Origin of the sequence: Mycobacterium paraense, from assembly GCF_002101815.1 — a bacterium.
Classification (GTDB): domain Bacteria; phylum Actinomycetota; class Actinomycetes; order Mycobacteriales; family Mycobacteriaceae; genus Mycobacterium; species Mycobacterium paraense.
Map to the genome: position 1 here is coordinate 1 of NZ_LQPM01000041.1, position 17,892 is coordinate 17,892.

The following is a 17,892-nucleotide window of genomic DNA, read 5'->3' on the forward strand; positions in this document are numbered from 1 at the left end:
CTGGGTGGGCGGGCGCGCGAGTGATCCGGGGTGCAGGGGTCGGCCGTGCTCGTCGGTGATGCTCAGCTTGTCGGGGGGTCCGGTGATGGTGAGGTGGCCTTGGTGGTGGGCGCGGTGGTGATACGGACAGAGCAGGACAAGGTTGGCCAGCTCCGTGGGGCCGCCGTCTTCCCAATGCCGAAGGTGGTGGGCGTGCAGGCCGCGGGTGGCCCCGCAGCCGGGCACCGCGCAGCAGCGCTGGCGGCGCTCCAGGGCGCGGCGTAGCCGGCGGCTGATGGTGCGGGTGGTGCGCCCGGCGCCGATCGGCTGGCCGTCGCGTTCGAACCACACTTCACAGGTGGCATCACAGGTCAGGTATTGGCGATCGGCGTCAGACAGCAGCGGGCCCAGGTGCAGGGCGGCCACCCGCGCGGCAACGTCGAGATGGGCCACCACCGTGGTGTGCGCGCCGTGCGGGCGGCGGACCGCGTCGGCGTCCCAGCCCGACTCCACCAGCCGCACAAACGCCTCCAGGGTGCCCGGCAGCGGCGGCGCAGCCGAGGCGCTCTCGTCCTCGCCGTGGTCGTGTTTCCACTCGGCGATCAGCGCATCGCGGTGCGACGCCAGCGCGGCGTCGAACTTCGCCGCCTCCAGCGGCCCCAGCTTGATCCGCCAACACGTGAGCTCCTCGGTGGCGGTCTTGGTGATCGACGGTTCCGGTGCCGGGCGGGCCGCAGGGGGCCGCGGCTCCAGGCTGACCGCGGTGCGCAACTGGCTGACCGTGGCCACCGCCGCCAACCGCGCGTAATGCGCATCCGAACCGTCAGCGGCGCGCGCCGCGATCACCCCAACCTGATCCAGCGACAGCTGGCCTTCCCGCAGGGCGGCGGTGCAGCGCGGAAACTCCTCCACCCGGCGCGCCACCGTGGTGATGGTGTGTGCGTTGGCCGACGACGAACCCAACTTCCACGCCAGCAATGCCGCCACCGAGCGTGCCCCGGTGTTCCCGCACAGCTGGTCGCGCTCCATTTCCGCGGCGATCTCCACGATGCGCCCATCAATGGCGTTGCGCTGCCCCGCCAACTCCGACAACTCCTCAAACAACACCGCCAAACGGTCTTTGTGGTTCACCCCCAACCGAGGCGTCGTCGCCGAGTACATAACCCCATCATCACCGCGGGGTCCGACAAGTTTTGGCGGTCATGATCGAAGCGGCACAGCCTGATTGGCCGCCGAGGTCGGCCCGCGACATTTTTACGCAGATTTCCAGGATGACCTCCCGACTCGATGCGGTACGTTCCTGGAAGGGGAATGCGATCAACGCTGATCGAGGGGAGCGGTAATGAGCTTCGCAGTGTGGCCGCCTGAGGTGAATTCAGTGCTGCTGCTTGATGGACCTGGTTCGGGGCCGATGTTGGAGGCGGCGGCGGCCTGGGACGGGATCCGCAGCGAGTTGAGTGCGGCGGCGAACGCCTTCAACTCCGTCACCTCGGACCTCGCCGGCCAGGCGTGGCAGGGCCCGTCGTCGGCCTCCATGACCAACGCGGCCGCCGGGTACGTGAACTGGCTGGGCGGGGCGGCGGCGCAAGCCGAAGAGTCGGCGGCCCAAGCGCGGGCGGCGGCCGCCGCCTACGAGGCCGCGCTGGCGACGATCGTGGACCCCGGCTCGATCACCGCCAACCGCGGCCAGCTGGTGTCGCTGGTGATCTCGAACCTGTTCGGGCAGAACGCCCCGGCCATCGCGGCCGCCGAGGCGGAATACGAGCGGATGTGGGCGCAGGACGTCGCCGCGATGGGCGGCTATCACGCCAGCGCGTCGGCGACGGTCGCGCAACTGGGCCAGTGGGAACTGGCGCTGGAAAATCTGCCCGGCGAATTCGTCCAAGCCGTCGAGGGCGGGTTCAACAACCTGGCCAACACCGTCCTCGGCACGATCTTCGGGGCGCCGGCCGCGCCGCCCTTCCCGGCGACGCAGACGGGAACTTTCACCGGCGGGCCCTCGCTGCTGACCAGGTTCGAGGAAGCCGCGCTGTACCCGGTCAAACCGTTCCTGGCCTTCTCCGGACTGCAGAACTACATCGAATCGCCGAGTTCCCCACTGCTGCAGCTGTTTACCGGCGACAACCCGCTGCTGGGGATCGGCCTCAGCAACACCCCGCCGCGGTTGTTGCCGTTGCTGCTCGGGGAAACGGTGCAGCACACCACCTACAACGGGATGCCCGTCGTGCAGATCACGCCGGCTCATCCCAACGGCAACTACGTGGTCGCCATTCACGGCGGCGCGTTCATCTTCGCGCCGTCGATCTTCCACTGGCTCGACTACACGGTGATGGCCTACCAGACCGGCGCGACCATCGAGGTGCCGATCTACCCGCTGCTGCAGCAGGGCGGCACCGCCGGCACGGTGGTGCCCAACATGGCCGGCTTCATCAACTCGCAGATCGCCGCGCACGGGGCGCCGCACGTCAGCGTGATCGGCGACTCGGCGGGCGGCAACCTCGCCCTGGCGGCCGAGGAATACACCCTGACGCAGAACCCGCTCGCCGCGGTGCCGTCGTCGATGGTCCTGCTGTCCCCTTGGCTGGACGTCACGTTCAGCAACCCGAACATCGCGTTCGTCCAGGATCCCCTGCTTCCGGTGGGGCCTGGCGTGGTGATCGGCCAGGAGTGGGCGGCCGGCCTTCCGACGAACGACTACAGGGTGAGTCCGTTGTATGCGTCGTCGTCGATTCTCAGCAAGCTGCCGCCGACCTATGTCTACTCGGGCAACCTCGATTCGCTCTCGCCCGATGTGCTCGTCCTCCAGCAGGAGGCGGTTGCGGCGCACGCCCCGTTCAACTTCGTGTTGGCCAACGGGCAGATCCACGACTGGATCATCCTCACGCTGGACGGTCCCCAATACTGGCCGCAGATCGACCAGGAACTCGGGCTGACCGCCTAGCCCGTCCGGCGGCGGCGCTTGCGCCGGGCTTCGAAGAACTCCGACCAGGAGCCCACCTCGGGGTGCTGCTTGAGCAGCGCACGCCGCTGGCGTTCGGTCATGCCGCCCCACACGCCGAACTCCATTTGGTTATCGAGCGCGTCGGCGAGGCACTCGGCGATAACCGGGCAGTGCCGGCAGATGGCGGCGGCCTTGCGCTGCGCGGCTCCGCGGACGAAGAGCTCCTCGGGATCGGTGCTGCGACAGAGCGCCTTGGACACCCACTCCAGGCGGGCCTCGGGCGCCGTGACGATCGAAACGGTGGTTACATCCCTGATGTTGGACACGTCGATCCTTCTGCCGGGTTCCACCCCCGGGCAATGACTATCCCGGGACGGCTCGGCGCTGTCTGTCCGCCGACCGGTCGGAGCGCGGGATGAATCGCGCGTCCCCCGATTGGGGGAAACGGTGGCAACCTCTGTGTGACACTGAGCGGCATGGTCGGCCGGGCAACGACCGAGAAGGTGCGCGTCGTCGTGGGCGACGATCACCCGCTGTTTCGCGATGGCGTGGTGCGCGCGCTGACGTCGAGCGGCGAAGTCGACGTCGTCGCCGAGGCCGACGACGGCATCGCCGCCCTGGCGCTGATCAAGACCCATGTGCCGCACGTCGCCCTGCTCGATTACCGGATGCCCGGAATGGACGGCGCCAAGGTCGCCGCCGCGGTCCGGGCGGATGACCTGCCGACTCGGGTGTTGCTGCTGTCGGCGCACGACGAGTCGGAGATCGTCTTCCACGCCCTGGCGGAGGGCGCGGCGGGCTTCCTGCCCAAGGAATCGACGAAAAGCGAGATCGTCCAGGGCGTTCTCGACTGCGCGCAGGGCCGAGACGTGGTCTCGCCGGCCCTTGCCGCCGGCCTGGCCGGGGAGATCCGCCGCCGCAGCGAAGCCCCGGCGCCGGCGCTCAGCACCCGCGAGCGCCAGGTCCTGAATCTCATCGCCCAGGGTTGCACCATCCCCGCGATCGCCGCGGAGCTGTACCTGGCGCCGTCCACGGTCAAGACCCACGTGCAGCGGTTGTACGAGAAACTCGGTGTCAACGATCGCGCCGCGGCCGTCGCGGCCGCGATGCGGCGCGGACTGCTCGAATAGCATGGGCCGCCCGCTGGCTCGAATGGTCGACTTCGTGGCGGCCGAGCCCGTCCGCCTGTCGGCGTTTTTGCGGTTGCCGCTGATCGGCCTGATCGTCCTGCTGGTGTCTGTGTGGGAGGTCGAGCACTGGTTGCCGTTGGCCTACGCGGTGATCCTCGGGACCTACAGCGTCGCCGCGCTGGTGTGGGTGGTGGTGGTGCTGCGCGGCCCGGTGCCGACGTGGGCCGGCTGGGCGTCGACGGGTATTGACGTGCTGACCGTGGTGGCGCTGTGCGTGGTGTCGGGCGGCGCCACGGTGGCGTTGCTGCCGGTGTTCTTCCTGTTGCCGATTTCGGTGGCGTTCCAGGACCGCCCGGCGCTGGCCGCAGCCGTGGGGATCTGCACCGCCGTCGGGTATCTCGGCGTGTGGATCGTCTACTCCAAGCGCGACGACACCGTCGAGCTGCCGAGCGTCGTCTACACGCATTTCGGTTTGCTGCTGTGGCTGGCGGCCGCGATGACGGCCCTGTGCTATTTCCTGACGCGGGCCGCGGCGCGCGTGGCGGCGCTGCTCGAGATGCGCCGCACGCTGGTGTCCGAGGCGATGCGCGCCGACGAGCGCAACGCCCGGGCACTGGCCGAGCACCTGCACGACGGGCCGCTGCAGGATCTGCTGGCGGCGCGGCTCGAGCTCGACGAAGTCCGCGAACGGCACACCGATCCGGGGCTCGACGCGGCGTACCAGGCGGTACAGGAGACGGCGACCCGGCTGCGCAGCACCGTCACCGCGCTCCATCCCCAGGTGCTCACCGAGGTGGGTCTGACCGCCGCGCTGCGCGAGCTGCTGCGGTCCTACGAGCTGCGCGGGGGCTTCGCCGTCGAGGCCCATCTCGAAGAGGTCGACCGGCCCCGGTCGCAGTCCCTGTTGTACCGGGCGGCCCGCGAACTGCTCGCCAACGCCTACAAGCACGCGCAGGCCAGCGCCGTGCGGGTGCGCCTGGCCCGGGCCGGCGACGCGATCACGCTCAGCGTCGTCGACGACGGAGTGGGGTTCGATCCGGCCATCCTCGACCGCTGCGTCGCCGAAGGGCACATCGGCCTGGCGTCGCTGGCGGTTCGCGTCGAGGCGATGGGCGGATCGATGAAGCTCACGTCGGCTGTCGGCGGTGGGACGCGCGCATCGGTGACCGCTCCCGCCGGCGCCGACTGAACACGCCGTGCCGACGCTGAGCTGCCCGGAAAGGCGGTGTCAGTACCATCGGTGCCGTGGCACGCAACGGCCCACCGGACGACTTCCACAACCAGCGGACGCAGTTCGCGAACTACGGCGGCCCGGGTGGCCCCCCGAGACCGGGGGAATCCCCGCCGCCCGCGGACGCCCCGCCGGAGCAACCCGAGGCGGCCGAGCAGCCCGAGGCGCTCGATCCGTTCGACCAGGAACCCGAGCCCACACCCTGGTATCGGAGGCCGCTGGGAGTCATCGCATGGGTGATCGCCGTCGCGATCCTGCTCGCGCTGATCGTCTACGGGCTCATGGAGCTGATTCAGGGCCCCCAGGGCACCAGCCACACGCCGAGCACCACCAGCAGCCCCTCCCCGACGAGCCCGACGACCACCGAGTCGTCCGCGCCGCCCACCACCACCGAGTCGCCCACGCCGCCACCGACGAGCACCGCTGTCGAGCCGCCGGCCCAGCAGCCCACCCAGCAGCAGACGCGTCAGCCGACCCAGCCGCAGCCCACGCATCGGCACCATCTGCCGTCGCTGCCGTCGGTGATCACCATCCCCGAGGTGCCGACGGTGATCACGCTGCCGCCCGGCATCGGATAGCCGCCAGTCCGACCGCGCTCAATAGACTCGCTGGAATGGGGTGTGCGATATGAGCGAGTCGCTCGGGTTGTCGATCGGGGCGGCCAACCTGGTGGCGGCCCGCGAGGGCGGCGCGCCGGTGGTCCGCAGCTCGGTGTTGACGCTGTTCGAGCACCGACCGACTGAAATCGGCCTGCCGGAAGAAAACCCGAACCTGACCGAATCCGGGTTGGTGCTGCGCGGGTTCGTCGAGCGGGTCGGCGACCGGGCGCCGCTGGTGGCGGCCGACGGGACGAAGTACCTCGGTGAGGTGCTGACGGTCGAGGCGATCGAAGCCATGGCGCGCACGGTCGGGTATGGCACACCGGTCACCATCGCGGTCCCGGCCTACTGGTCCGAAGCGCAGACCACCGCGTTGCGCGAGGAATTCTTCGCCCAGCCGGACCTGACGCGCGGCGGGGTGGCGCCGGCTCTGATTTCCGACGCCACGGCCGCGCTGGCGACGCTGCGCGGCGGGCCGGGGTTTCCGGCCCAGGGCGTCGTCGCCCTGTGCGACTTCGGCGCCAGCGGCACCAGCGTCACTCTGGTCGACGCGGGAGCCAACCTCCGGCAGATCGGTCCGTCGGTGCGCTACACCGAATTCTCCGGCGACGCACTCGATCAGCTCATCCTCGACTACGTGCGCGGAGGTGCCGCCGACGCGACCAGCGCCGACCTGGGCGCCACCGCGCGGATCGGCTCACAATCCCGGCTGCTCGCCGCGTCCCGCCGCGCCAAGGAACAGCTGTCGACCACCACGGCGGCCACGGTCGCGGCGGGTTCCGGCGACGAGGTCCGGCTCTCCCGCGCCGAATTCGAGCAACTCATCTCGCCACCGCTGGACGGATTCCTCGCCAACCTGGAAGACACCTTGCAGCGCAACGGGATTCAGCGATCCAGCCTGGCGGCCGTGGCGACCGTCGGCGGGGGCGCCGCCATTCCGCTGATCGGCGCTCGCCTGTCCGAGCGCCTGCAAACGCCGGTCCACGCCGCGCCACAGCCGGCGTTCAGCGCCGCCATCGGCGCGGCGGCGCTCGGCGCGTTGCAGGGCGCGGCGGGCGTCGCGACCGCGGCCGGCCCCGTCGTCGAGAACCCGACCGAACTGGTGCAGACCGCCCGGGTCGCCGAGGGGGCCAGCCCGCTGGCGTGGTCACAGGACGCGGACGACGCCGCCGAGCCGGTGCCGTACGCGGGACCCGACATGACCGGCCAATACGGCCGGGAGCCAACGGGATCCGGCGATGCGGACAGCGGCCGCTACGCCGCCGCGGCCGGTTCGCTGCCCTGGTACAAACGCACGGCGCTGGTGTTGAGCGTCGTCGGCGCGGCCGCGGCCGTCCTGGTCGCGATCGTGTTGGCGCTGACCCTCGGCCATCCCAAGCCGGCCCCGGCCAACAACACCCCGCCGAACGAGCCGGCGCCGCCGCAGACGTCGCAGACGGAGACGATCACGGGGCCGAACGGCACCACCACCGTGACGGTGCTCCCGCCCCCGCCGCAGCCGTCGACGCAGCCGTCCGACACCACCACCAGCCAGGCGCCCACCACGACGACGGCCGCGCCCACGACCACCAGCGCGGCACCGACGACCACGAGCGCCGCCACGACCACGTCGGCGGCGCCGACCACCACCGCGGCGCCGACCACACAACGACCGCCGACGCTGTTTCCCCAACCGCCGTTCCGGCACTAAACGCCTGACTCTCAGGCAATTCTCCGGTTTCGCCGCCGGGCCATGGGTACTCCCCTGGGCGTGATTTTTGGGGGCTACGCAGAGTGAGCGATTCGCTCGGACTGTCGATCGGGGCTGCCAACCTGGTCGCCGTCCGCGCGGGTGGCACGCCGCTGACCCGCAGATCCGTATTGACACTTTTTCAACACGCCGCCGCCAAAGTCGGTGACCCGGAACCGAACTCGATCGGCGCGGGCCAGGTGATGAGGGGATTCGTCGAGCGGGTGGGACAGTCCGCTCCCGTGCTCGCGGCCGACGGGACACCCCACAGCGCCGAGCGGCTGACGGCCGAAGCGCTCGAGGCGATGGCTCGCGCGGTCGGCGACAACGCGCCCGTCACCGTCGCCGTTCCCGCGTACTGGTCGGCGGACCAAACCGCAGCGCTGCGTGAGGCATTGTTCGCGCAGCCGACCCTGACGCCGCCCGGGGGCGCGCCCCCGGTCACCATCCCGGATGCGACGGCCGCGCTCGCGGCCCTGCACTCCGAGCCGGGGTTCCCGACCGACGGCGTCGTCACCCTGTGCGACTTCGGCGCGAGCGGAACCAGCGTCACCCTGACCGACGCCGCCTCGAATTTCCAGCAGATCGGCCCCACGGTCCGATACGGCGAGTTCTCCGGCGACCGGATCGACCAGTTGATGCTGCGCAACCTGCAGACGGGCGACCTCCTGGCCGGGGACGCGGACGGCACGGGCACCAGCCCGATGGCGTCGCTGAGCCGTCGATTCGACGAATGCCGGCGCGCCAAGGAACGGTTGTCGGCGGCCACGGTGACCGTCGTTCCGGCCCCGATGCCGGGTTTCGGTCAAGACGTCCGGCTGTCCCGCGGCGAGTTCGAAGACATGATCTCCGAGCCGCTGGACGAGTTCGTCGCGGCCGTCGAGGACATCTTGCAGCGCAACGGAATTCCCAGGACGAACCTGGCCGCCGCCGCGACCGTGGGCGGCGGCGCCTGCATCCCACTGATCACGTCGCGGCTGTCGGAGCGCCTCGATGTGCCGATCTTCACCACGTCGCAGCCGGCGCTGAGCGCGGCGGTCGGCGCCGCGGAGCTGGGCCGCCAGCGGTTCACGCCGAGCGTCCCGACGGCCCCGGGACCCGCGCTGGACGCACCGGGCGGCCAGCCGACCGACGTCGCGCCGGCCGGATGGGCGATTCAGGCCGCCAGCGAAGCCGCCGGTGAATCGGCCGCCGACGACGACCGGTCGGCAACCTACCGTGCCCTGGCGTGGTCGCAGGACGCCGACGGAGAGGCCGACCCGATCCCCTACGCGGGCGACGACCCGGGCTACGAAGAGGGTGCACCGCCCGCCTATGCCGGCGAGCGCAGGCGCTGGTATACCCGCCCGGGGCTGCTCGTGGCCGTGACCGGCGCCGCCGCCGTGGCCCTGGTGGCGATGGTCGTGGCCGCGGTGTTCAAGTTGACCTCCATCAAGAGTCCGGCCCCGGCGAAGGTCACGTCGCCGGTCGAATCGTCGGAGGTCCAGGAGAACTCGGAGTTGCCTTCCCCGAGCTTCCCGAGCCCGGCGCCGTCCGAGGCGCCGCCACCGCCGACGACGGTGACCACCGTGACCACGGTGAGCACGGCGCCGACGACGACGTGGGCGACCACTCGGCCGCCGGAGACCAGCACCGCCCAGTCGACGACCCCGACCCGGACGACGACAACCGCGCCGCGCACCACCGCGCCGACCACCACCTACCCGGGACCGACCTACCCGGAGACGACGCAACCGCGGACGCTGAACACCTATCCGCCGACGGCCCCGTGGCCGCTGACGACGTCGCCGCCGTGGGGCTACTGACGCGCGCGGAGGCGCCGAGCACCGGGCGGATTCCATCACCGGCCACGGCGACCCCGGCGGTAAGTTAGGGCAGCCTTTCTCGCGCCGTTAGCGGCGGAGATGCAACTATGAGCAGGGCTAATCGGGAAACAGAGCAGGTTAAGTAACTATGCATCGGGGAGAGTTTTCGTGACCACACAGATGCTCATCAGGCTGGTCGTGGGCATGGGCATGACGTTGCTCGTGCTCCTTTTCGCGGCGCGGCGGGTCCTGTGGCTCTTCAAGCTCGTCACTTCCGGGAAACCGTCCCCCGGGCACACCGATGACATTCCCGGGCGGGTCTGGGCGGAGCTGTCCGAGGTCTTCGGGCAGCGCAAGCTGCTGAAGTGGTCGCTTCCCGGCCTGGCCCACTTCTTCACGATGTGGGGCTTCTTCATCCTGCTCACCGTCTACATCGAGGCCTACGGGCTGCTCTTCCAGGACAACTTCCACATCCCGATCATCGGGCGCTGGGACGCGCTGGGCTTCCTGCAGGACTTCTTCGCCACCGCCGTGTTCCTCGGCATCACGACGTTCGCCATCATCCGGCTCCGCACCGAGCCGAAGGAATACGGCCGCTCGTCGCGGTTCTACGGTTCCCACACCGGCGGCGCGTGGCTGATCCTGTTCATGATCTTCAACGTCATCTGGACCTACGTGCTGGTCCGCGGGTCGGCGGTGAACAACGGCACGCTGCCCTACGGCAGGGGCGCCTTCCTGTCGCAGCTGTTCGGCGCGATCCTGCGCCCGCTCGGGCAGCCCGCCAACGAGTACATCGAAACGACGGCCCTGCTGTTGCACATCGGCGTCATGCTGGCGTTCCTGATCATCGTCCTGCACTCCAAGCACCTGCACATCTTCTCGGCGCCGATCAACGTCATCTTCAAGCGGTTGCCCGACGGGCTGGGCCCGCTGCTGCCGATCGAGGCCGACGGCAAGCCGATCGACTTCGAAAACCCGCCCGACGACGCGGAATTCGGGCGCGGCAAGATCGAGGACTTCAGCTGGAAGGCGATGCTGGACTTCGCCACCTGTACCGAGTGCGGGCGCTGCCAGTCGCAGTGTCCAGCCTGGAACACCGGAAAGCCGCTGTCGCCCAAGCTCGTCATCATGGACTTGCGCGACCACTGGATGGCCAAGGCGCCGTACATCCTGGGCGACAAGGAGACCCCCGCCGAGAACACGCCGGAGGGCGGGATCGGCGAGAAGCTGTCCGGCGAGAAGCACGCCGAGGAGCATCACGTCCCCGAATCGGGCTTCGGCCGCGTGATGGGCTCCGGACCGGCGCAGGCCACCCGGCCGCTGGTCGGCACCGAGGAACAGGGCGGCGTCATCGACCCCGACGTGCTGTGGTCCTGTGTGACCTGCGGCGCCTGCGTGGAGCAGTGCCCGGTGGACATCGAGCACATCGACCACATCGTCGACATGCGCCGCTACCAGGTGATGATGGAGTCGGAGTTCCCCTCCGAGCTGTCGGTGCTGTTCAAAAACCTTGAGACCAAGGGCAACCCGTGGGGGCAGAACGCCTCCGACCGGACCAACTGGATCGACGAGGTCGACTTCGACGTCCCGGTGTACGGCGAGGACGTCGACAGCTTCGACGGCTTCGAGTACCTGTTCTGGGTGGGCTGCGCGGGCGCCTACGACGACAAGGCGAAGAAGACCACCAAGGCCGTCGCCGAGTTGCTGGCCATCGCCGGCGTGAAGTACCTGGTGCTGGGCACGGGCGAGTCCTGCAATGGCGACTCCGCGCGCCGGTCCGGCAACGAGTTCCTGTTCCAGCAGCTGGCCGCCCAGGCCGTCGAGACACTGGACGGCGTCTTCGAGGGCGTGGAGACCGTCGACCGCAAGATCGTGGTGACCTGCCCGCACTGCTTCAACACTCTCGGCAAGGAATACCGGCAGCTGGGCTCCAACTACACCGTGCTGCACCACACCCAGCTGCTCAACCGGCTGGTGCGCGACCGGAAGCTGGTGCCGGTCACGCCGGTGTCGCAGGACATCACCTATCACGACCCCTGCTACCTGGGCCGGCACAACAAGGTGTACGAGGCGCCCCGCGAACTGATCGGCGCCGCGGGGGCCAACCTCACCGAGATGCCGCGGCACGCCGAGCGCAGCTTCTGCTGCGGCGCCGGCGGTGCCCGCATGTGGATGGAAGAGCACATCGGCAAGCGGATCAACCACGAGCGCGTCGACGAGGCGCTGGCCACCAACGCCGCCACGATCGCCACCGGCTGCCCGTTCTGCCGGGTGATGGTTACCGACGGCGTCAACGACCGTCAGGAGGAAGCCGGCCGCAGCGGCGTCGAGGTGCTCGACGTGGCGCAGATTCTCCTCGGCTCGCTCGAGTACGACAAGGCGACACTGCCCGAAAAGGGCACGGCCGCAAAGGAAGCCGAGAAGCGGGCCGCCGAGAAGCCGAAGGCGGCGCCCAAGGCCGAGGCCGCGACCGCCACCGCGCCCGCCGAGGCGCCGGCCAAGCCCGCCGAGCCCGAGCCCGCCAAGGCCGCCGAGCCGGCCAAGGCCGCCCCGGCCAAGGGGTTGGGCATCGCCGGGGGCGCCAAGCGACCCGGCGCCAAGAAGGCCGCGCCCGCGGCACCGGCCGCCGAGGCCAAGGCGCCCGCCGCCGAGGAAGCCAAGGCTCCCGCCGCACCCGTCAAGGGGCTGGGCATCGCGGGCGGCGCCAAGCGACCCGGCGCCAAGAAGGCGGCGCCCACGGCTGCCGCGAAGGCGACCGAAGCGCCCGCCGAGGCCCCGGCCGCGGAGGCGGAAAAGGCCGAGCCGGCCGGGGAAGCGAAGGCACCGGCCGCGCCGGTCAAGGGGCTGGGCATCGCCGCCGGCGCCAAGCGACCCGGCGCCAAGAAGGCGGCACCTGCCGCCCCCGCTCCCGCGGAGAAGGCGAAGCCGACCGAGGCGCCGCCCGCCGAGCAACCCGAGGCGAAAGCGGAGCCCACGCCGGAGCCGTCCACGCAGTCCGACGGCGACGCAGCAAAGCCCGCCGCTCCCGTGAAGGGGCTGGGCATCGCGCGCGGCGCTCGTCCGCCGGGGAAGCGTTGATCACAAATTGATGCTGTCAGCAAATTTCGCTGGACAACAATGGCACCATAGGTGACGTGACTACTCACCAGCTGCCCGTGCACGCCGTCGGTCATCACCGGCAGCGGACCTTCGCGCAGTCGTCCAAGCTTCAGGACGTCCTGTACGAGATCCGCGGCCCGGTGCACCAGCACGCCGCGCGGCTGGAGGCCGAGGGACACCGCATCCTCAAGCTCAACATCGGCAACCCGGCGCCGTTCGGCTTCGAGGCGCCCGACGTGATCATGCGCGACATGATCCAGGCCCTGCCGTACGCCCAGGGCTACTCGGATTCGCAGGGCATCCTGCCGGCCCGCCGCGCGGTGGTCACCCGGTACGAGTTGGTCGAGGGCTTCCCCCGGTTCGACGTCGACGACGTCTTCCTGGGCAACGGGTGCTCCGAGCTGATCACGATGACGCTGCAGGCCCTGCTGGACAACGGCGACCAGGTGCTGATCCCGGCGCCGGACTACCCGCTGTGGACGGCGTCGACGTCGCTGGCCGGGGGCACCCCCGTGCACTACCTGTGCGACGAGACCCAGGGCTGGCAGCCCAACATCGCCGACCTGGAATCCAAGATCACCGAGCGCACCAAGGCGCTGGTCGTGATCAACCCCAACAACCCGACCGGCGCGGTCTACAGCCGCGAAATCCTCACCCAGATGGTCGATTTGGCGCGCAAGCACCAGCTGCTGCTGCTCGCCGACGAGATCTACGACAAGATCCTCTACGACGACGCCAAGCACATCAACGTGGCCTCGCTCGCGCCGGACATGCTGTGCCTGACCTTCAACGGGCTGTCGAAGGCGTACCGGGTGGCCGGGTATCGGGCCGGCTGGCTGGCCATCACCGGCCCCAAGGACCACGCCAGCAGCTTCATCGAGGGCATCAGCCTGCTGGCCAACATGCGGTTGTGCCCCAACGTTCCGGCGCAGCACGCCATCCAGGTCGCCCTCGGCGGCCATCAGAGCATCGAGGACCTGGTCCTTCCCGGCGGCCGGCTGCTCGAGCAGCGCGACGTGGCCTGGACCAAACTCAACGAGATCCCGGGTGTGTCCTGCGTCAAGCCCGAGGGCGCGCTGTACGCGTTTCCCCGGTTGGACCCCGAGGTCTACGACGTCGCCGACGACGAGCAGCTGGTCCTCGAGCTGCTGTTGTCCGAGAAGATCCTGGTGACCCAGGGCACCGGGTTCAACTGGCCCGAGCCCGATCACCTGCGCATCGTGACGCTGCCGTGGTCCCGCGACCTCGCCGCCGCGATCGAGCGGCTGGGCAACTTCCTGACCAGTTATCGGCAGTAAGCAAGCTCGCAGCGGCGCCCTCTACCCTCGACCGGGTGACCCACTCGCACTCCCACAGCTTCTCGTCGGGACCGTCTCCGCTGGGCCCGCTGCCCGCCAAGATCGTCGTCGGGCTGTTGGTCGCCATCGGCGTGGCCGTGATCGCCGGTGCGGTGGTGCTCTGGCCCAGCCGCCAGCACGTCGACATCCCGATGCCCTTCCAGAACGCGGCCGGCGGCGCCGTGAGCACCCAGCGCGGGCATGTGCTGTCCAGCGCCCTGGCCGACTGCGGCAGCGCGTCGGCGGGTCAGGTGCTCACCACGGCGCCGGAACCGGCCGTCCCGGGCGCCGGGCGGTGCACCCAGACGCTGATGGCCATCGACTCCGGGCCGAACGCCGGCGCCAAGACGCTGCTGGAGTCCTCGCCGGGGCCGGGACAGCCGCACTTCGCGCCGGGTGACCGCGTGCGGCTCGTCCGGCAGGTCGACGAGCAGGGCACCACCAGCTACGCCTTCTACGACTTCGAGCGCGGCTGGCAGCTGATTGCCCTCGCGGTCGCGTTCGCGGTGGTGGTCGTCGCGGTGGCGCGCTGGCGCGGGCTGCTCGCGCTGGTCGGCATCGTGGTCGCGTTCCTCGTGCTGGTGGTGTTCCTGCTGCCCGCGCTGCGCGACGGCGCGCCTGCCGTCCCGGTGGCGCTGGTGGCGTCCGCGGCCATCCTCTACGCGGTGATCTACCTCGCGCACGGCGTCAACCTGCGCACCAGCGCCGCGCTGCTGGGCACCCTGACGTCACTGCTGTTGGCCGCCGGATTATCTTGGGCCGCAGTCGATCTCGCGCACCTGACCGGGCTGTCGGACGACCAGAACGGCCAGGTCTCCGCATATCTGGGCAACGTGTCGATCAGCGGTCTGCTCCTGGTCGGGTTCATCATCGGGTCGCTGGGCGTGCTCAACGACGTGACCGTGACCCAGGCGTCGACCGTGTTCGAGCTCGCTCACCTCGGCGGCTCGCGGCGGGCGGTTTTCGTGGGCGCCATCCGGGTGGGCCGCGACCACATCGCCAGCACGGTCTACACGCTGGTGCTGGCCTACGCCGGCACGTCGCTGCCGTTGCTGCTGCTGTTCAGCGTCTCCAACCGGTCGCTGACCGACGTGCTGACCAGCGAGAACGTCGCCATCGAGCTCGCCCGCTCCGCGGTGGGCGGCATCGCGCTGGCGCTGTCGGTGCCGCTGACGACCGGGATCGCCGCGGTGCTCGCCAAGCCCGCCCCGGCACCGGCTTCGGTCACCGCGACGGTCAGCGCCGCTGTTCCAGCAGCCCCAGCAAGTAGTCGCCGTAACCCGACTTGACCAGGGTCCGGGCCCGGTCGGCCAGCTGCTCGTCGCTGATCCAGCCCTGCAGCCAGGCGATTTCCTCGGGGACGCTGACCTTGAGGCCCTGCCGCCGTTCCAGCGTGCGGACGTAGTCGCTGGCGTCGAGCAGCGAGTCGAAGGTGCCGGTGTCGAGCCACGCCGTCCCGCGGGCCATCACCTCGACGGACAGCCGGCCCCGGTTCAGGTAGATCTGGTTGACCTCGGTGATCTCGTATTCGCCGCGGGCCGACTTCTTCAGGTTCTTGGCGATCTCGATCACGTCGTTGTCGTAGAAGTACAGCCCCGGCACCGCGTACTGCGACTTCGGCGTGGCCGGCTTCTCCTCCAGCGACAGCGCCATGCCGTCGTCGGAGAACTCGACGACACCGTAGGCCGACGGGTTGGCCACCCAGTAAGCGAAAATCGCTCCGCCGCTTATGGATTGGAAGCGGCTCAGGCTGGTGCCCAGGCCCGGGCCGTAGAAGATGTTGTCGCCCAGCACCAAAGCCGCCGAATCGTTGCCCAGGTGGTTGGCGCCGAGCACGAAAGCCTGTGCCAGGCCTTCGGGTTGGGCCTGTTGGATGTAACTGAGGTTGATGCCGAACTGCGAGCCGTCGCCGAGGAGCCGTTCGAAGCCGGCCGCGTCGTGGGGCGTCGTGATCACCAGGATGTCGCGTATGCCGGCCATCATCAGCGTGGACAGCGGGTAGTAGATCATCGGTTTGTCGTAGACCGGCAGCAGCTGCTTGCTGATGCCGATGGTGATCGGATGCAGGCGGGTGCCCGATCCGCCCGCCAAAATGATCCCGCGCATGACTGCCTCTCCTGTTCGGCCGCTAATTGACGAGGTCGGCCTCGGTGACTTCGGTGGCCGCCAGCGCGGCGGCCAGATCTTCGTGCCGGAACACCGCGGTGACGTGATCGCGGACCACCCGGAACGCCGACGCGGCGTTGGTGACCCCGCCGTCGGGGGTGCTGACCTTCTGCTCGACGACCACGACGCCGTCGTGCACATACATCCGGCCGAGCTCCGCCGTCCCCCGCAGGGAACCGGCCCACCGCCGCAGCGCCTCGTGACCCTGGGCGGCCCCGTGGGCGTCGCCGATTTCGATGTCGTCGCTGGAAAGCGCCTCCAACGTCGCCATGTCGGAGGCGTTGAGGGCGTCGTGCCACGCCAGAACGGTGGCGATCTCCGATGTGGTCATGGTCAGCAAGGTACCGTGTCCACCCGAGTTATAAAGGCGTACGGTCCAGCCATTTGCGCCACACGGCGTCGTCGCCGAACAGTTGGATACCGGTGTCGGCCACCGGCACCCGGCGGAGGATCGCCAGCAGCAACTCGGTCGCGCCGCCGCGCAGCGCCGCGCTGCCCTTGCCGTGATCGTGCGACCAGGTGATGGCGCCGCCGTCCACGCGCATCGTCCATTCGCCGGCGTCGCCCAGCCCGGGATCGGTGGCGTGCAGGTGCAGAGTCTCGCCGTCCCCGAGCGGCAGCGGCGCGCCCTCGGCGCCGGCCTGAATCGCCACCCGCTCAAGCCATTCCGTGATCGCGTCGGCCGCGATCTCCGCGTCGAGGCTGAATTGGGTGCCGAGCGCGAGCGCGGCGTCGGCCCGGTGCACCGCCGTCTCGTGCAGCCGCCGGCGGACCCACCAGTTCGCCGGGCGCGTCCCCAGGAAGGTCCACACCGGCGTTTCCACGCCCGACAGCTCGACGGCGTCGACCAGCCGCTGCGCGCCGCCCTGCAGCCAGGAGATCGCGTCGGCTGGATCCGGCGGCGGCTTGCCGCCCTCCACGGTTCGCGGGTCGAGGTATTCCTCGAGCCGGTCGCGCACGATCTGCGCCGCCCAGCGGTCGCCGCGGCCGACGTGCCGCAACAGCTGGGTGAGCGTCCAGCCCGGGCACGTCGGCACCGGCGTCGACTCGTCGGCGTCGCGGAAAAGCTCGGCAAACGCCCGGTTCTCCTCGAGAAACGCGGCGGCATAGTCCACGCGGTCAGGCTACTCGCCGGCCCGGACCGGGTGATCCACTGCGCCGACCCCGCGGGGGCGATAACGTCCGTCCTAGGACCTGACGAAAGGTGCGGGGGAATGTCATTTGTGATCATTGCACCCGAGGCGCTGGGGGCGGCGGCCTCGGATCTGGCGGGCATCGGTACCACGCTGAGTGCCGCCCACGCGGCCGCGGCGGCGTCGACGACGCGGGTGCTGGCCGCGGGCGCCGACGAGGTGTCGGCCGCGATCGCCTCGGTGTTTTCCGGCCAGGCGCTGGACTTTCACGCGCTGGGCGCACGGGCGGCCGCGCTTCATGACCAGTTCGTGCAGGCCCTGAGCGCGGGCGGGGCCTCGTACGCCGGCGCCGAGGCCGCCAACGTCCAGCAGACCCTGCTGGACGCCATGAACGCACCGACGGAGGCGCTGTTCGGGCGCCCGCTGATCGGCAACGGCGCCAACGGCGCCCCTGGCACCGGGGCTAACGGCGGGGACGCGGGCATCCTGCTCGGCAACGGCGGGGCCGGCGGTTCGGGAGGCGCCGCCCACCCCAACGGCGGCAACGGCGGGGCGGCGGGGCTGCTCGGCTCGGCCGGCGCGGGCGGCGCCGGCTGGTCGGGTCTGACTCCCGGCAACGGCGGCAACGGCGGGGCGGGTGCGCTCTTCGGCGCCGGCGGCGCGGGCGGCGCCGGCGGGTTCTCCACCGGTTTCGGTGTCAGCGGCGGGAACGGCGGCAACGGCGGCGCGGGCGGGATCTTCGG

15 protein-coding genes are annotated in these 17,892 nt (G+C 70.3%); 10 read left to right on the forward strand and 5 right to left on the reverse strand.

Features of this window, described 5'->3' with window-relative positions; genetic code table 11:
• Window positions 1-1,140, reverse strand: a 1,140-nt coding sequence (locus AWB89_RS24795) for an HNH endonuclease signature motif containing protein (protein WP_085177291.1), incomplete at its 3' end; no start/stop codon positions are given.
• A 181-nt stretch (window positions 1,141-1,321) separates the two neighbouring features.
• Between AWB89_RS24795 and lipY the strand changes: the two genes are divergently transcribed.
• Window positions 1,322-2,920, forward strand: a complete 1,599-nt coding sequence (gene lipY / locus AWB89_RS24800) for a triacylglycerol lipase LipY (RefSeq protein ID WP_170929233.1) — start codon at window positions 1,322-1,324, stop codon at window positions 2,918-2,920.
• Here the strand turns inward: lipY and AWB89_RS24805 are convergent.
• Complete coding sequence (locus AWB89_RS24805; protein WP_085177273.1) at window positions 2,917-3,246, reverse strand: WhiB family transcriptional regulator; 330 nt, start codon at window positions 3,244-3,246, stop codon at window positions 2,917-2,919. The two genes, lipY and AWB89_RS24805, sit on opposite strands and share 4 nt — an antisense overlap.
• Window positions 3,247-3,396: 150 nt before the next feature.
• Between AWB89_RS24805 and AWB89_RS24810 the strand changes: the two genes are divergently transcribed.
• The 8 genes from AWB89_RS24810 (at window position 3,397) to AWB89_RS24845 (ending at window position 15,139) form a co-directional block, all read left to right on the forward strand.
• Window positions 3,397-4,050, forward strand: a complete 654-nt coding sequence (locus AWB89_RS24810; protein WP_085177275.1) for a response regulator — start codon at window positions 3,397-3,399, stop codon at window positions 4,048-4,050.
• Between the two features lie 22 nt (window positions 4,051-4,072).
• Window positions 4,073-5,239, forward strand: a complete 1,167-nt coding sequence (locus tag AWB89_RS24815; protein WP_241520595.1) for a sensor histidine kinase — start codon at window positions 4,073-4,075, stop codon at window positions 5,237-5,239.
• Between the two features lie 56 nt (window positions 5,240-5,295).
• Window positions 5,296-5,859, forward strand: a complete 564-nt coding sequence (locus AWB89_RS24820) for a hypothetical protein (protein ID WP_085104419.1) — start codon at window positions 5,296-5,298, stop codon at window positions 5,857-5,859.
• Between the two features lie 49 nt (window positions 5,860-5,908).
• Window positions 5,909-7,570: an Hsp70 family protein gene (locus AWB89_RS24825; RefSeq protein WP_085177279.1), complete on the forward strand. Its 1,662-nt coding sequence runs from the start codon at window positions 5,909-5,911 to the stop codon at window positions 7,568-7,570.
• An 83-nt stretch (window positions 7,571-7,653) separates the two neighbouring features.
• On the forward strand, window positions 7,654-9,414 hold the full coding sequence (locus AWB89_RS24830) for an Hsp70 family protein (RefSeq protein WP_085177281.1): 1,761 nt from the start codon (window positions 7,654-7,656) through the stop codon (window positions 9,412-9,414).
• Between the two features lie 168 nt (window positions 9,415-9,582).
• Window positions 9,583-12,492 carry a heterodisulfide reductase-related iron-sulfur binding cluster gene (locus AWB89_RS24835; protein WP_085177283.1) on the forward strand — a complete coding sequence of 970 codons (2,910 nt, stop codon included), beginning with the start codon at window positions 9,583-9,585 and terminating at the stop codon, window positions 12,490-12,492.
• A 29-nt stretch (window positions 12,493-12,521) separates the two neighbouring features.
• Complete coding sequence (locus tag AWB89_RS24840; RefSeq protein WP_085177285.1) at window positions 12,522-13,811, forward strand: pyridoxal phosphate-dependent aminotransferase; 1,290 nt, start codon at window positions 12,522-12,524, stop codon at window positions 13,809-13,811.
• 35 nt (window positions 13,812-13,846) lie between these two features.
• Window positions 13,847-15,139, forward strand: coding sequence for a YibE/F family protein (locus tag AWB89_RS24845; RefSeq protein WP_085177287.1), 1,293 nt, complete (start codon window positions 13,847-13,849; stop codon window positions 15,137-15,139).
• Here AWB89_RS24845 and rfbA read toward each other — a convergent pair.
• From rfbA to AWB89_RS24860, 3 genes are read right to left on the reverse strand one after another with little or no spacing between them, the layout of a single operon-like run.
• Complete coding sequence (gene rfbA, locus AWB89_RS24850; RefSeq protein WP_085104408.1) at window positions 15,087-15,956, reverse strand: glucose-1-phosphate thymidylyltransferase RfbA; 870 nt, start codon at window positions 15,954-15,956, stop codon at window positions 15,087-15,089. The two genes, AWB89_RS24845 and rfbA, sit on opposite strands and share 53 nt — an antisense overlap.
• 22 nt (window positions 15,957-15,978) lie before the next feature.
• Complete coding sequence (locus tag AWB89_RS24855) at window positions 15,979-16,347, reverse strand: nuclear transport factor 2 family protein (protein ID WP_085177293.1); 369 nt, start codon at window positions 16,345-16,347, stop codon at window positions 15,979-15,981.
• A 28-nt stretch (window positions 16,348-16,375) separates the two neighbouring features.
• Window positions 16,376-17,131, reverse strand: coding sequence for a maleylpyruvate isomerase family mycothiol-dependent enzyme (locus AWB89_RS24860; RefSeq protein ID WP_085177289.1), 756 nt, complete (start codon window positions 17,129-17,131; stop codon window positions 16,376-16,378).
• A 99-nt stretch (window positions 17,132-17,230) separates the two neighbouring features.
• Here AWB89_RS24860 and AWB89_RS24865 point away from each other — a divergent pair.
• The coding region (locus AWB89_RS24865; RefSeq protein ID WP_142282632.1) for a PE family protein at window positions 17,231-17,892 on the forward strand (662 nt) is incomplete at its 3' end.